The organism is Planosporangium mesophilum, assembly GCF_016863255.1.
In the GTDB taxonomy this organism is placed as follows: Bacteria; Actinomycetota; Actinomycetes; order Mycobacteriales; family Micromonosporaceae; genus Planosporangium; species Planosporangium mesophilum.
The window spans coordinates 79,477-93,812 of record NZ_BOON01000040.1 but is presented as its reverse complement, the minus strand read 5'-3'; the positions used below and the strand labels follow the sequence as shown (position 1 = coordinate 93,812).

At 71.9% G+C, this 14,336-nt stretch carries 12 protein-coding genes; 3 read left to right on the top strand and 9 right to left on the bottom strand.

What is annotated here, in order from left to right:
- The 7 genes from Pme01_RS21475 to Pme01_RS21445 form a co-directional block, all read right to left on the bottom strand.
- On the bottom strand, positions 1-1,161 hold the full coding sequence (locus Pme01_RS21475) for an acyl-CoA dehydrogenase family protein (protein ID WP_168114390.1): 1,161 nt from the start codon (positions 1,159-1,161) through the stop codon (positions 1-3).
- Positions 1,162-1,167: 6 nt separating this feature from the next.
- Entirely contained in the window at positions 1,168-2,523 is a 1,356-nt protein-coding gene (locus Pme01_RS21470) for an MmgE/PrpD family protein (RefSeq protein ID WP_168114389.1), read from the bottom strand.
- A 20-nt stretch (positions 2,524-2,543) separates the two neighbouring features.
- A complete protein-coding gene (locus Pme01_RS21465; RefSeq protein WP_203935782.1) occupies positions 2,544-3,290 on the bottom strand; it encodes an ABC transporter ATP-binding protein in 747 nt (248 codons plus the stop codon).
- The gene (locus tag Pme01_RS21460) at positions 3,283-5,169 is read right to left on the bottom strand and encodes a branched-chain amino acid ABC transporter ATP-binding protein/permease (protein WP_168114388.1); all 1,887 of its coding nucleotides are present in this window, start codon (positions 5,167-5,169) and stop codon (positions 3,283-3,285) included. Before Pme01_RS21460 ends, Pme01_RS21465 begins: the two co-directional genes overlap by 8 nt.
- Complete coding sequence (locus Pme01_RS21455; RefSeq protein WP_168114387.1) at positions 5,162-6,028, bottom strand: branched-chain amino acid ABC transporter permease; 867 nt, start codon at positions 6,026-6,028, stop codon at positions 5,162-5,164. Before Pme01_RS21455 ends, Pme01_RS21460 begins: the two co-directional genes overlap by 8 nt.
- 18 nt (positions 6,029-6,046) lie before the next feature.
- Positions 6,047-7,126: an ABC transporter substrate-binding protein gene (locus Pme01_RS21450; RefSeq protein WP_168114386.1), complete on the bottom strand. Its 1,080-nt coding sequence runs from the start codon at positions 7,124-7,126 to the stop codon at positions 6,047-6,049.
- 198 nt (positions 7,127-7,324) lie between these two features.
- Entirely contained in the window at positions 7,325-8,104 is a 780-nt protein-coding gene (locus tag Pme01_RS21445) for an enoyl-CoA hydratase/isomerase family protein (RefSeq protein WP_168114385.1), read from the bottom strand.
- Between Pme01_RS21445 and Pme01_RS21440 the strand changes: the two genes are divergently transcribed.
- The 3 genes from Pme01_RS21440 to Pme01_RS21430 all read left to right on the top strand — a co-directional run bounded on the left by Pme01_RS21440 (position 8,019) and on the right by Pme01_RS21430 (position 11,859).
- Positions 8,019-8,969: an IclR family transcriptional regulator gene (locus Pme01_RS21440; RefSeq protein WP_308441100.1), complete on the top strand. Its 951-nt coding sequence runs from the start codon at positions 8,019-8,021 to the stop codon at positions 8,967-8,969. The genes Pme01_RS21445 and Pme01_RS21440 overlap by 86 nt on opposite strands.
- Positions 8,970-9,112: 143 nt before the next feature.
- The gene (locus Pme01_RS21435) at positions 9,113-9,964 is read left to right on the top strand and encodes a fumarylacetoacetate hydrolase family protein (protein ID WP_168114383.1); all 852 of its coding nucleotides are present in this window, start codon (positions 9,113-9,115) and stop codon (positions 9,962-9,964) included.
- Between the two features lie 200 nt (positions 9,965-10,164).
- On the top strand, positions 10,165-11,859 hold the full coding sequence (locus Pme01_RS21430) for a pectinesterase family protein (protein WP_168114382.1): 1,695 nt from the start codon (positions 10,165-10,167) through the stop codon (positions 11,857-11,859).
- Here Pme01_RS21430 and Pme01_RS21425 read toward each other — a convergent pair.
- Both Pme01_RS21425 and Pme01_RS21420 read right to left on the bottom strand, forming a co-directional pair.
- Complete coding sequence (locus tag Pme01_RS21425) at positions 11,846-13,942, bottom strand: acetate--CoA ligase family protein (RefSeq protein WP_239088371.1); 2,097 nt, start codon at positions 13,940-13,942, stop codon at positions 11,846-11,848. The two genes, Pme01_RS21430 and Pme01_RS21425, sit on opposite strands and share 14 nt — an antisense overlap.
- Positions 13,939-14,334, bottom strand: coding sequence for a Zn-ribbon domain-containing OB-fold protein (locus Pme01_RS21420; RefSeq protein WP_168114381.1), 396 nt, complete (start codon positions 14,332-14,334; stop codon positions 13,939-13,941). The genes Pme01_RS21425 and Pme01_RS21420 overlap by 4 nt, the downstream gene beginning before the upstream one ends.
- Positions 14,335-14,336 lie beyond the last annotated feature (2 nt).

The following is a 14,336-nucleotide window of genomic DNA, read 5'->3' as shown; positions in this document are numbered from 1 at the left end:
TCAGTACGACTTCGGCAGGCCGAGGACCTTGTTGCCGATGTAGGCGAGGATCAGGTTGTTGTTGACCGGGGCGACCATCGGCAGCCGGGCCTCGCGGAACTTGCGCTCGATGCCGAACTCCTCGGCCAGGCCGTACCCGCCGTGGGTGTCCATCGCGGCGTTGGCCGCGGCCCAGGTCGCCTGGGAGGCGAGCAGCTTGGCCGCGTTCGCCTCGAACCCGGGCTGCTTGCCGGCGTCGAACAGCGCGGCCGCCTTGTACCGCATCAGGCTGGCCGCCTCCAGGTCGGCGTACGCCTTCGCGAGCGGGAACTGCACGCCCTGGTTGGCGCCGATCGGGCGGCCGAAGACGACCCGCTCGTTGGCGTACGCGACGGCCTTGTCGATGAACCAGAAGCCGTCGCCGAGGCTCTCCGAGGCGACCAGGATCCGCTCGGCGTTGAGCCCGGACAGGATGTAGCGGAAGCCCATCCCCTCCTCGCCGATCCGGTTCGCCACCGGTACCCGCAGGTTGGAGATCGTGAGCTGGTTGGTCTCGTGGCTGGTCATGGTGCGGATCGGCCGGACCTCGATGGCGTCGCCGGCCTCGCGGAGGTCCACCAGCAGCACCGACAGCCCGTCGGTGGGGCGCGCGACCTCCTCGTACCGGGTGGTCCGCACCAGCAGCAGCATGAAGTCGGAGTGCTGGTAACGGGAGGTCCAGACCTTGCCGCCGTTGACGACGTAGTGGTCGCCCTCGCGCTTGGCGAAGGTGCGGATGCGGGTGGTCTCGGAGCCGGCGTCGGGCTCGGTGACCCCGAACGCCTGGAGCCGGATCTCGTTGGTCGCGATCCTCGGCAGCAGCCAGCGCTTCTGCTCCTCGCTGCCGTGGCGCAGGATCGTGCCCATCGTGTACATCTGCGCGTGCGCGGGCACGCCGCTGCCGCCGGAGCGGTTGATGGTCTCCAGGACCAGCGCGGCGTCGGTCAGGCTGCCGCCACCGCCGCCGTACTCCTCCGGGATGAGCAGGGCGAGCCAGCCGGCCTTGCCGAGCGCGTCCACGAACGCCTCGGGGTACTCCGACCTGGCATGGCGCTCGATCCAGTACGACTCCGGGTACTGCTTGCACAGGTCGTTCACGGCGTCGCGGATGGCGAGCTGCTCGTCGGTCAGGATGAAGTCCATCTCAGGTCACCTCATGCTCGGAATGGTCGGGTGGGCCGAGTGGAACCGGTCCAGCGCGCCGTCGATCACGGCGGCGGCGGGGTCCGATTCGTCGGCGTCGAGGACGGCGTCGACGAGCGCGACGCCCCGGGCGCCGAGGATCTCCCCGGCCACCCGCCGCTGCTCGGCGGCGTCGCGGTGGAACAGGGTCGCCGGCAGCTCACGCGCGGCGAGGGTGGTTCGGGTGCCGGCGGTCTCGATGGTCACGACGGCGTCGGTGAAGTCCAGCGCGTCGTCCGGGCGCACCTCGATCCGGTCGGCCAGCGCGGTCACCACCGGGTCGTCGCGGCGGGCGTAGTCGGCGAAGTCCAGGCGGCCGGTGAGCAGCAGCTGCGCCGTCACGAACCGCACGCTGGCCAGCGCCGAGGTCAGCGACGGGTACGGCGGGCGGGTCTGGGTACCCGGGAAGCGGGCGAACTCGCCGTTCATCGTCACCTCGACCCGGTCGGGGATGCCGCCGTCGAGGCGGGCGTGCAGCTCGCGCGCCACGACCGCGACGGCCATGTTGTCCCCGAGCGTCGGCAGCGCCTTGTGCCACACGTCGAGCACCAGCTCGGCGGTGGGCGGCTTGGCGTACGAGGAGGGCGCGTGGTCCATGCCGGCGAAGACCGACAGGAACCCGAGCGGCCCGCTGAGCGCGTCGCCGCCGGTACCCATCCCCCGCGCGGCGGCCAGCGCGGCGAGGAACCCGTCGCGGGCCGCGCCCGGGTTGTGCAGCCGCCAGTCCTCGCCGCCGGAGCCGACGCTGTGCAGCGAGCCGCGGCCGAGCAGCAGCGCCGCGGCCAGGGCGTGCCGCGCCTGCGCCCGGTTCAGGCCGAGGACGCGGGCCGCGGCGGCGCCCGCGCCGGCCGGCGCGAACGTCGGGCTGGGGCGGTGGCCGCGGGTCATCATCGCCGCCGCGACCGCGCCCGCGCCACCCAGCCAGCTGGTGACGGCGTACCCGACGATGAGCCCGTCGATGAGCCGACCCAGCGAGGTGCCGGCCTCGACCGCGGCGGCGACCGCGGCCGGTACCACGAAGCTGCCCGGGTGGCTCCAGGAGCCCATGTCGGTGTCTTCCTGGAACCGGGCGCAGGTGGCGGCGGCGTTGGCCTGTACCGCGTCGGCCGGGCCGAGCCGGGCGTTGCTGAACCAGCAGCGGTGCGGCCCGGTGCCGGCGCCCAGCTCGACCAGGTCGGCGCCGCCGGGTGCGGTGTCCGCGGCGCAGGCCAGTACCAGCGCGTCTATCAGCAGCAGCCGGGCCCGTTCCCGGGCCGGCATCAGCAGCAGGTCGCCGTCGGCCACGAAGTCGACGACCGGGTCGAGGCTGTCCGGGGCGGTCACAGGTGCTCCTCCGACGGTGCTCACAGGTAGTCCTCCGACAGCGCCAGGTCGCGGATCTCGGCCACCGTGCCGCTGCGGCGCAGGGTGCCGGTACGCAGGACGTGGCCGTGGTCGGCCAGCTTGAGCGCGGGCCGGGCCATCTGCTCGGAGATCAGCACCGCCATGCCGCGCTCCTGCACCAGCCGGATGGCGGCAGAGGTGTCCGCGATCGCCACCGGGGACAGGCCCAGGAACGGCTCGTCGAGCAGCAGCAGCTTCGGCGAGGCGGTCAGCGCCCGGGCGATCGCGACGATCTGCTGCTGGCCGCCCGACAGCGTCCCGGCCGGCGCCTTCCGGCGGGCCGCCAGCCACGGGAACGCCTCGTACATCCAGGCCAGGGCCTCGTCGCGCTTGGCCTTGCTCAGCGTGTACCCGCCGCTGAGGATGTTGTCCTCGATGCTGAGGTGGGCGAAGACGCGCCGCCCCTCGGGCGAGATCCGGATGCCGGCGCGGGCCCGGCTGGCCGGTGACGACCGGGTGATGTCCTGGCCGAGGTACCGGATCTGCCCGCCGGCGGCGGGCACCAGCCCCATGATGGCGTTGATGACGCTGGACTTGCCGGCGCCGTTCGCGCCGATCAGGACGACCGTCTCACCGGGACGGACCCGGATGCTCAGCTCCTGCACCGCGTGCACCCCGCCGTACCGCACGTCCAGGCGGTCCAGCTCGAGCAGCGTGTCGGTGGGCGTGGCCGGCTCGGCGGCCCGCTCCACGGTCGGGCTAGCCATGGTTGTCCTCCAGGGTGGCGACGGCCAACGTGTTGTCCTCATCGGCCAGCTCGTCGGAGTCGGCGACGCCCAGGTAGGCCGTGATGACCCGCGGGTCGGTGAAGACGTCGGCGGGTACGCCCTCGGCCAGGGGCTTGCCGGTGTCCATGACGATCACGCGCGGGCAGATCCGGCGGACCAGGTCCATGTCGTGCTCGACGAGGAGCACCGCGCAGCCGCGGCGGACCACCCAGTCGACCAGCTCGTCGATGCGGACCCGCTCGGCCCGCTCCAGGCCCGCGGCCGGCTCGTCCAGCAGCAGGACCCGGGGCCGGGTCGCGATCGGCAGCAGCAGGCCGAGCAGCTTCTGCAGGCCGTACGGCAGGTCGCCGGCCCGGTCGTCGAGCCGGCCGGCCAGGCCGGTGGCGGCCAGCAGCTCGGCCAGCTCCGCCTCGTCGATCCACCGTGGACTGAACGCCTTGGCCCGGGCCAGGTTCTCGCGCACCGACACGCTCGCGAACACCGACGTCTGCTGGTAGCTGCGGGCGATGCCGTGCCGGCTCATGGTGTGCGCCGGGGCGCCGGTCAGCGACCCGCCGTCCAGCTCGACCCGGCCGCCGCTCGGTGGGAAGTGCCCCGACACCATGTTGATCAGCGTGGTCTTCCCGGCGCCGTTCGGGCCGATGACCCCGAGCACCTCGCCGGCCCGCAGGCTGAACGAGACGCCGTCCACCGCGGCCACCCCGCCGAACCGGCGGCTCAGCTCGGTGACGACGAGGATCGGCTCCGCCGACGGGTCCGGCGCGTCCAGCGTGGTAGCGCCGTCGCCGTCGCGGGCCGCGTCCAGGTTCTCCGCGCGCCGGGCATCGGTCTCCGCCGTACTTTCCGGCGCGCTCTTCGCCCCGGCGCGGCCGGCGACGAGCAGCCCGAACCCGCGCTGCACGGTGCCGGTGATGCCGCCCTTGGCGTACAGGACGACGAGGATGAGCGTCGCGCCCAGCAGCAGCTGGGAGTACTCCGCCTGGGACGCGAACGCGTGCACCAGCCACGACAGCACCACCGCGCCGATGACCGGGCCCAGGATCGACACCCCGCCGAGGACCGCGGCCGCGACGTGGTTGACCGCGCTGAACGGGCTGAACGAGTCCGGGTGGGCGTTGCCGAGCTGGTTGACCAGTACCAGTCCGGCCAGTCCGGCGACGCCGGCCGCGGTGACGAACGAGGCCGTCTTGTACGCCCACGGGCGCAGCCCGAGGCTCGCCGCGAGCGGCTCGTTCTCGTCGATGGCGGCGAAGTGGCGCCGCCACCGCAGGGTCACCACGCCCGCCACGGCGACGCCGGCCAGGCCGACGATGGCGGAGAAGCGCAGCAGCGGGCCGCCCGCGCCGAGGGTCTCGGCGCCGAGGGTCGCCGGCGGGATGCCGGAGATGCCGCTGGTACCGCCGAGCGGCTTGTCCGCGATGACGACGATGAGCACCACGACCTGGGCGAGCACGAACGTGACGAGCGCGAAGTAGGTACCGCGCAGCCGCAGCAGCAGGGCGCCGAGCGGCAGCGCCAGCGCCGCGGGTACCAGGAAGCACAGCGCCAGCAGCGCGACGGCGTTCGTGGTCAGGTGGGTGGCCGCGAGCGCCAGCGTGTACCCGCCGACCGCCATGAAGGCCGGCGACGCGAACGACAGCAGGTTGACCCGCAGCAGTAGCCAGACGTGGAGCGTGGCCAGTAGCGAGACCACGATGGTCGGTACGAAGGACAGCAGGAACGGGTCGGCGGTCACCTTGGGTACCACGAAGCTCGCGGCGACCAGCGCGAAGGCCAGGACCGGCGCGGCCAGCAGCCGCAGGGCGTGGCGGTTCCCGGGTGGGCGCAGGACCCCGTCGGTGCTCGGCGGCCTAGACATGGGCGGCCTTCGCGCCGAACAGGCCGGTCGGCCGCACGACGAGCAGGACCAGCACCGCGGTGAACAGCATCAGCGGCGCCCACGAGCCGCCGATGTAGAACCCGACGAAGGACTCGACGAGACCCACCAGGATGGAGGCGATCACCGCACCGGGCAGGCTGCCGAGGCCGCCGAGGATGACGGCCAGGAACGAGATCATCAGTACGTGCTCCCCGACGAACGGCGCCAGCGAGAAGATCGGTGTGACCAGTGCGCCGGTCAGCCCCGCCAGGCCGGTGGCGAGCCCGAACGCCAGCGGGAACAGGACCTTGGGGCGTATGCCCTGGGCCAGCGCGATGGTGCGGTCGTCGGCCAGGGCGCGCAGCGCGTTGCCCAGCCGGGTGCGGTACAGCAGCAGGTAGACGCCGGCGATCGCCGCGGCCGAGACCACGATGATCATCAACCGGGCGGTGGGGATGTACACCCCGCCGGCCCGCAGCGTCCCGGTCAGCGGTGCCGGGAAGTCCACCGATCTCGGGCCGAATATCGCCAGCAGTGATGCGCCGACGACGAGGCTGAGACCGAGCGTCAGAACGATGGTGGCCAGATGGTCATCGATCCGACGCTCGATCACAACCAGTTCGAAGACGTAGCCGAGCGCGGCGGTCATGAGGACTGCGGCGACGACCGCCAGGGCGTACGGCAACCCGAGCGTCTTGTCCACCAGGTAGGCGACGTAGCCGCCCAGGGCGTAGAACGCGCCGTGGGCGAAGTTCATCACGCCGAGGATGCCGAAAATCAGTGAGAAGCCCAGCGCCATCAGCGCGTACTGCGCACCGAGCGTCAGCCCGTTGACGAACGCCTGCAGAAATCCGTTCATGACCGCCTCCTCCTCAGCTCACTCGGCCGACAGCGTCTTGAACACGGACGGCTGAGCGTCCTTGATGACGCCGATCGAGAAGGGCCACGACATCTCCTGGTTGACCCCGAACTGCTGCTGGCCGGTCCAGACGCCCTGGCCGAGCGTGGTGTCCTTCAGGTCGTCGGCGCGCAGCGCCTCGGCCACCTTGGCGGTGTCGTCGATGGTGCCGGCCTTGGAGATGGCCCGCAGCAGCGCTCGGCCGCCGGGGACCCAGCCCAGCGAAATACCGGTCGCCTTGATCCCGGCGACCGCCTCGTACTCCTTCGCCAGCGCGGCGATCTTCGGGTCGGTCAGGTCGACCGGCGAGTAGTAGAAGAAGTTCTTCATCGCCTCGATGCCCGCGACGCGGGTGATCTCGTTGGTGCTCTCGCCGCCGAGCCGGGCGAAGCTGCCCTGGTAGCCGGCCTGCCGGAGCTGCTTGATCATCGTGCCGACGTCGCCGGCCGGCGACGAGGCGAAGTCGATGACGTCGGCCCTGGTGGCCATCAGCCGGGAGACGATCGGGGCGAAGTCCTGGGTGCCGCGCTGGTACGTGTCGCGCTTGACCGGGATGCCCTGCTCGGAGAACTTCTTTTCGTTGATGACGGCGATGTCGTTGCCGCTCTGGTCGTTCGGGGCGATGACCGCGGCCGAGGTGAAGCCGAACCGGGTCCTGGCCTCCTTGATGATCGGCCCGGACCAGACGAACGGCCCCGGTCCGATGTGGAACACCAGCGGGTACTTCTTCTCCAGGGCGTCGAGCCCGAAGCCGTTGGCGAGCAGCAGCATCTTGCTGCGGTCGGCGACCGGCTTCATGCCGGTGACCTCGGTGGCGCCCAGCGGGCCGATCACGAACTTCACGCCCTTGGAGGCGAAGTCGTTCGCGCCGTTCGCCGCGCCGGCGCTGGTGTAGCCGGTGTCGTAGCTGACCACCTTGACCTGGCAGGTCTTGTTGCCGACCTTGACGCCGCCGGCCTTGTTCGCCTCCTCGGCGACGAACTTGGTGCTGCCCTCCATGGACAGGCCGAAATCGGCCGCCGGACCGGTCAGCGGGCCGAGGGTACCGATCTGGAGCACGCACTTTCCGCCCGCGTCCCCGCTGCCGCCACCGCCCGTGGCGTCGGCGCCGCAGCCCGCGAGTCCGATCAGAAGAGCTGCGCCAACAATCGGCGCAATCTTCGCATTTCTCCTTGATAACGGCATGCTTCCTCCAGCTGTGGGGGTGTTGGGGCTCGGAACGGTGGATCGATCAGTACCGAGGACGGTCGGGGCCGGTTACCGGCCCCGCCACTTCGGCGCCCGCTTCTCGACGAAGGCGCGCACGCCCTCCTCACGGTCTTCACTCAGGTACGGGTTGGGGCCGGCGTTGAGGCGCAGCGCGGCGTGGACCGACAGCTCCCAGCCCTTGGTCGTCATCTCCTTGTAGCGGCGCAGGGTCAGCGGCGCGTTGGCCACGATCGAGCGGACGAACGCCTCACTCTCGTCGCGCAGCTTCTCCCGGGGGACGACGCGGTTGTACAGGCCCCATTTCAGGGCCTCGTCCGGCTGCAGCGGGTCGCCGGTGTACAGCATCTCCAGCGCGATCGGCCGCGGCACCAACCGCGGCAGCAGCACCGTGGCCAGGTTGGCGCCCATACCCCGCTTCGCCTCCGGCAGCCCGATGTAGGCATGGTCGGCGGCGATGCGCAGGTCGCAGGCGAGCGCGAGCTCGCACCCGCCGGCCAGCACCGGGCCGTTGAGGGCGGCGACGACCGGCTTGTACGTCTCCAGGACGACCTCGAACAGGTTGCGCCCCGGCCCGGTCATCGGCATCGGGAACCGCTTGCCCTCCCGGGCGCGCTCGTCGAGCTCCTTCAGGTCGGCGCCGGCACAGAAGGCCTTGTCCCCCGCACCGGTGAGAAGGACCGCCCAGACGTCGTCGTCGGCGGCGACCTCGCAGAAGACGTCGGTCAGCTCGCTCATCACACCGATGCTCAGGGCGTTACGTCGCTCCGGCCGGTTGATCGTCACGTATGCGACGTGTTCGTCCACCGTGAACAGGACATCTTCTGACATGCGTGCGGGCACCTCCGTGGGAGTGACAGACCCCGCCGTGCGACATCTCATTGTGAGACTCGCAACTGGAGTGTCGTTCGACACACCTTGGCAACACGCATCTGACCGTGCAAGGCTGCGTTCCGTTATGCGGACCACACAGTCATCACTTCTTCGCGCACTGCATCTGCTCGACGCATTTCGCCCAGGCGTGGACGAACTCACCCTGGGCGATCTGGCGCGCCACACCGGGGTACCGAAGACCACGGCGCACCGGATGGTCGCCGACCTCGTCGAGTGGGGCGCCCTCGAGCGGACACCGACCGGGCTCCGGCTCGGCATGCGCCTGTTCGAACTCGGTCATCTGGTGCCGGCGCAGCGCGGTCTGCGCGACCTCGCCCTGCCCTACCTGGAGGACCTCTACGAGACCACGCACCAGACCGTCAACCTGGCCGTTCGCCACGGCAACGAAATCGTGTACGTGGAAAAGTTGGTCAGCCGGGGTCGCCTGGTACCCCACTCCCGTACCGGCGGACGCCTGCCCCTGCACTGCACCGCGCTGGGCAAGGCGATCCTGGCGTTCTCCCCGCCGCACGTCGTGGACGAGGTGATCGCGGCCGGGCTGCGGCCGATCACGTCGAAGAGCATCACCGACGCGGCGCGCCTGCTCAGCGACCTGGCCGCGATCCGCGAGCGCAGGGTCGCCTTCGACGTCGAGGAGTCCCGGCTGGGCATGTTCTGCGCGGCCAGCCCGCTGGTCAACGCGAAGCGGGTCCCCGTCGGCGCCCTGTCGATCACCGGTATGGACAGCATGAGCACCGCGCGCCGGTTCGCCCCCGCGGTCCTGACCGCGGCGCTGTCGCTGTCCCGGCGCCTGGACGCCTGACCCGTCCGGGTGACCGGCCGGCCCCGGCCGTTCCACCATGCGGACCGGCACCTCGCGTCGCGCGCCCGGCCAGCCGTAGCTTTAGCGTGCACCCGTCAGCTTTACCGTGACCCCGCCCGACGCGCTCGAGAGGACACCACCAGATGCGACTGATGCGGATCGGCGCCGCCGGAGCGGAGCGCCCCGTCGTCTGCGACGACGACGGCAACGCCTACGACCTCTCCTCCATCACGACCGACATCGACGGCGCCTTCCTCGGTGCCGACGGCGTGGAGCGGGCCCGCGCCGCGCTCGCCGGCGGCGCCCTCCCCCGCGTGGACCTCGCCGGCCAGCGGATCGGCGCCCCGGTCGCCCGCCCGGGCGCGGTGATCTGTATCGGACAGAACTACGCCGCGCACGCCGCGGAGAGCGGCTCCGAGCCGCCCACGGTACCCATCATCTTCTTCAAGACTCCGAACACCGTGGTCGGCCCGTACGACGACGTCCGCATCCCCCGCGGCTCGAGCAAGACGGACTGGGAGGTGGAGCTGGCGGTCGTCATCGGCCGTACCGCCCGCTACCTGGACAGCCACGCCGACGCGGACGCCTGCATCGCCGGGTACGCGGTCAGCAACGACGTCTCCGAGCGGGACTTCCAGATGGCCCAGTCGGGCGGACAGTGGTCGAAGGGCAAGTGCTGCGAGACGTTCAACCCGCTCGGCCCCTGGCTGGTACCTGCCGCCGACGTGGCCGACCCGCAGGCGCTGGACCTGTCGTCGCGGGTCAACGGCGAGCAGCGGCAGAACTCGAACACCAAGGACATGATCTTCGGGGTCCGCGAGCTGGTCTGGCACCTGAGCCAGTACCTGGTGCTCGAGCCCGGGGACGTCATCAACACCGGTACCCCGCAGGGCGTCGCGCTGTCCGGACGGTTCCCGTACCTGGCCGCCGGCGACGTCATGGAGCTGGAGATCAGCGGCCTCGGGCGGCAGCGGCAGCGGCTCGTCAACGCCTGAGCGGCTCGAGGACAGGCCACCGCTACCGGTACCCCCGGCGGTAGCGGTGGCCGATGCGGAGCGACGCGCGCCGCGTGCGGAGCGGAGGGCACTTCGCGGTCTGCTTTGCTCTGCTCCCGGATAGGCAACAGGGTCCGCTCCAGCATCCCGCCCGGCAGAAACACGCGGAATCGACGTTGGCTGATTGGTACGGTCCGCCGATGAGGATCGCGTGCGTCACGACGACCGCCATGCTGGCCATCGCCCTCGGCGGCGGCACCGCGGCGGCCTCCGGCCCTCAGGTCCACTTCGGACCTCAGGGCCATCAGCGCCGCGTCTGCGTCGACACCCCGCTGCGGCTCACGTTCGACCGCCCGCCCCAGCTCGGTACGACCGGCGCGATCAGGGTCCACCTCGGCGACTCGACCGTGGTCGACAGCATCGACGTGGCCGATCCCGAATCGTCGAAGCGCACCATCGGCGGGGCGGTGTCGGACACCGGGCAGCCCCACCTCTTCACCTACCACCCGGTCGTGGTCAGCGGCGACACGGTCACCGTCCACCTGCACCAGCGGCTCGAGTATGGCGAGACGTACTACGTCACGATGGATCCCGGCATGGTCGCCGGCTTCCCCGGCGTACGGGACCCGTCCACCTGGCGGTTCACGACCAGGGCCGCTCCCCCGCCGGCCGGTGCCGCGCGGCTGACCGTCGCCGCTGACGGCTCGGGTGACTTCTGCACGGTGCAGGGCGCCGTCGACGCCGTACCGTTGGGCAACCAGCGACCGGTGCGGATCGACGTCCGCGCCGGTACCTACGACGAGATCGTGTACGTCCGCCCGGACCGGCCGCACATCACGGTCAGCGGGCAGGACCGCGACCGCACGGTGATCCGGTACGCCAACAACGACCGGCTCAACGGCGACTCCGCGCGCGCCTCGGGCGGCCCGGCCGACGTCTGCCCGCTGCGCGCCCTGCCAACGCCGGACCTGCACAACTGCTGGCGCGCGCTGGTCGGCGTGGACGCCCCCGACTTCACCCTGGAGAACATCACGCTGCGCAACACCACGCCGTACGGTGGTTCGCAGGCGGAGGCGTTCCGGGGCAACAACCAGCGCATCACGCTGAACCGGGTCACCCTGGAGAGCTACCAGGACACCCTGCGGCTGCAGGGCACCGGCTTCGTCACCGACAGCTTCATCCGGGGCGACGTCGACTTCGTCTGGGGTACCGGCTCGGTCCTCGTCCAGAACTCCACGCTGGAGTCGGCGCACGCCGGGTACGTCACGCAGGTCCGCAACGACGCGGAGCACCACGGCAACGTTTTCGTCCACAATCGACTGACCCGGGTGCCCGGCGTACCCGACGGCTCGGTCCACCTGGGGCGGATACAGACCAACCGGTTCCCGTACAGCCAGGCGGTGTACCTCGACACCGCGATGGACGCGCACATAGCCCCGGTGGGGTGGCAGATCACGCCCGACGACTGCGCCCAGGCGCCGAACCTTCAGGACTGGGAGTACGGCAGCACGGACCTCGCCGGCAGGCCGGTCGATACCGGTACCCGCCTGGCGTGCTCGCGCCAGGTGAGCGACACCGAGGCGGCGCGGTGGCGCGACCCCGGCTTCGTGCTCGGCGGCTGGGTGCCGACCACGGTCAACGCCACGCCGACCGGTGGGCGCGGGTACGCGGTGAGCTGGACCGCCGCCCCGGGCCACGCGCCGGCCGACCGTATCGCGGTCTGCCGCGTCGGCCTACCGGACGTGGCGTGCCGGCCCGGTGCGCCGACCGGCACCGCCGCGACGACGGGCACCGTCGCGCTGACACTACCGCCGCTGCCCGGCCGGTACGAGTTCCGCTACCTCACCGCCGCCGGTCAGCGGGCCGCCACCAGCAACGTCGTCACCGCCAGGTGACCAGGGCGTCCAGCGCCTCGACGCGGGAGCCGGACACCCACAGCGGGTTGATCTCCAGCGATTCGAGCCGGTCGCCCAGGCCTTCCGCGAGCCGCCCCACGCCGACGATCACATCGGCCAGCGCGTCCAGGTCGGCCGGCTCGACGCCGCGCGCGCCGCGAAGCAGCGGCGCTCCGCGCAGCTCGGCCAGTGCGCCGCGCACCTCGTCCCGGTCGACCGGGAGCAGGCGCAGCGCGGAGTCCCGCAGCACCTCGACCCAGATACCGCCGAGCCCGACCGCGAGGGTCAGCCCCCACGCCGGGTCCCGCACCACCCCGACCAGCAGCTCCACCCCGCCGGTGCGCTGCGGCTGCACGAGGGTACCGATGCCGGTCGCGCCGCGGGCGCGTAGCGCTGCGCGGACCTCCCGGTCGGCGCGGCGCACCTCGTCGGCGCTGCTCAGGTCGAGCCGGACGCCGTTGAGATCGCTCTTGTGGGCGAGCCCGTCGGCCACCGCCTTGAGCACCACCGGGTAGCCGAACTTCTCGGCCGCCTGAACCGCGGCCCCGGAGTCGGCGGCGAGTTCGGCGGGTACGACCGGTACGCCGTTGTCGGCCAGCAGCGCGGCGGCGCGGTGCTCGGCCCAGACGCCGATCGGTTCGCCGCTGATGACCGGAGTCGCGACCGCGGGTGGCCCGCCGACCGGCTCGGCCGGCGACCACCTGACCGCCGCGCCGATCGCCGACATGCCGTGCTCGATCCCGCCGACGACGTGCGGGAAGTCCGTGCGCCGCCGCACCGTACGGCCGAACTCGGTGACGTCGGTGAGCACGTTGCCGACCACGACCACCGGGCGGGGCGAGTTGCGGATCCGGGCGGCGGTCGCCTCGAACAGCGCGTACATCAGGGTGGCGTCCGCCGGCGGCACCCGGGGCAGGTCGTGCAGCAGCATGACCGTGTCGATGCCGGGGTCGTCGGCGACGATCTCCAGGGCCCGGCCGAGCAGGGTACGGTCCACGACCACGTACCCGGTGACGTCCAGCGGGTTGGCGACGGTCGCGAACTCCGGCAGGATCTCCTTGAGCCGCGCGGCCGTCTCCGGCGCGAACGGTGGCAGCGCCAGACCCTCGTCCTCGGCCCGGTCCGCGATGATCTCCGACGCGCCGCCGGACGGGGTGACCACGCCGAGCCGCCGTCCCGGTAGCGGACCGACCTCGCCCAGCAGCCCCGCGGTGACGATCAGGTCCTCCAGCGAGCGCACCCGGACCACGCCGAGCCGGCGGAACACGGCGTCGATCACGCCGTCGTCACCGACCAGCGCGCCGGTGTGGGCCTGCGCCGTGGACGAGGCGAGCGGGCTCGACCCGATCTTGAGCGCGACCACCGGCTTGCCTGCCGCCGTCGCGCGCCGGACCACCCTGGCGAACTCGGCCGGGTGCCGCACCGACTCCAGGAACAGCGCGATCGCCCTGGTCGCCGGGTCGTCGACGAGGTATTCGACCACGTCGGTCACGGAGACCGCCATCTCGTTGCCCATCGAGGTGAGCAGGCTGATGCCGATGTCGCGGGCCTGCGCGAAGGCGAGGATCGAGCTGGCCAGCGCCCCGCTCTGCAGGACCACCCCGACCGGGCCGGCCGCCAGCGGACCGGGGATCGGCAGCCCGTACGGCGTGACGTGGGCCGAGGCGTTGACGTACCCGTTGCCGTTCGGCCCCAGTACCGTCAGGCCGTCGCGCCGGGCGAACTCCGCCAGCTCCGCCTCGCGCTCCCGCCCCTGCGCGCCGGTCTCCGCGAAGCCCGCGGTGAGCACCACGTACCGGCGGATCCCCAGCTTGGCCCCCACCCGCAGCACGGGCAGCACCGCCTCGGTCGGCACCATCACGTACGCGAGGTCGACCGGGCCGGGGACCGCCGCCAGGCTCGGGTACGCGCGTTGGCCGTGGACCACCTCGGCACGCGGGTTGACCAGGTGTACCGGGCCGGGGAAGCCGCCCGCGCGCAGGTTGTTGAACGTGTTGACCGACCAGCCCGACTTGTCGGTGGCCCCGACGAGCGCGATGGAGCGGGGGTTGAACAGGGCACGCATCGCGTCGGGGTCGCTCACGCCTGCTCCACGAGCCGGAAGCAGGGCAGCTGCGGGCCGTCAGGGGTGAGCGTCGTCATCTCCAGCCGGACCCTGGCCCCGATGCGCACCTCCCCCGGCCGGGCGTCCACGATGCGGGTCATCATGCGTACGCCCTCGTCCAGGTCGACCAGGGCGACGGTGAACGGCGCCTGCGCCGCGAACTCGCCGAAGGCGCGATGCGCCACCGTGTACGAGTAGACGGTCCCGGTACCGGCGGCGCGGATCCAGATCGGCTCACCGTCGAAGCAGTGCGGGCAGACCGCACGCGGGTAGAACACCGCCTTCTCGCACGCCGGGCAGCGCTGGATGCGCAGCTCACCGGTGGCGATGCCGTCCCAGAAGGGCTTCGTCTCGGCGTCGGGTACGACCACGG

Bases quoted from the DNA above. Each gene is read 5' to 3' on its own strand.
- Pme01_RS21475 (WP_168114390.1), bottom strand. From the start codon at position 1,161: ATGGACTTCATCCTGACCGACGAGCAGCTCGCCATCCGCGACGCCGTG.
- Pme01_RS21465 (WP_203935782.1), bottom strand. From the start codon at position 3,290: ATGGCTAGCCCGACCGTGGAGCGGGCCGCCGAGCCGGCCACGCCCACC.
- Pme01_RS21460 (WP_168114388.1), bottom strand. From the start codon at position 5,169: ATGTCTAGGCCGCCGAGCACCGACGGGGTCCTGCGCCCACCCGGGAAC.
- Pme01_RS21455 (WP_168114387.1), bottom strand. From the start codon at position 6,028: ATGAACGGATTTCTGCAGGCGTTCGTCAACGGGCTGACGCTCGGTGCG.
- Pme01_RS21440 (WP_308441100.1), top strand. From the start codon at position 8,019: ATGCTCAGGGCGTTACGTCGCTCCGGCCGGTTGATCGTCACGTATGCG.
- Pme01_RS21445 (WP_168114385.1), bottom strand. From the start codon at position 8,104: ATGTCAGAAGATGTCCTGTTCACGGTGGACGAACACGTCGCATACGTG.
- Pme01_RS21435 (WP_168114383.1), top strand. From the start codon at position 9,113: ATGCGACTGATGCGGATCGGCGCCGCCGGAGCGGAGCGCCCCGTCGTC.
- Pme01_RS21430 (WP_168114382.1), top strand. From the start codon at position 10,165: ATGAGGATCGCGTGCGTCACGACGACCGCCATGCTGGCCATCGCCCTC.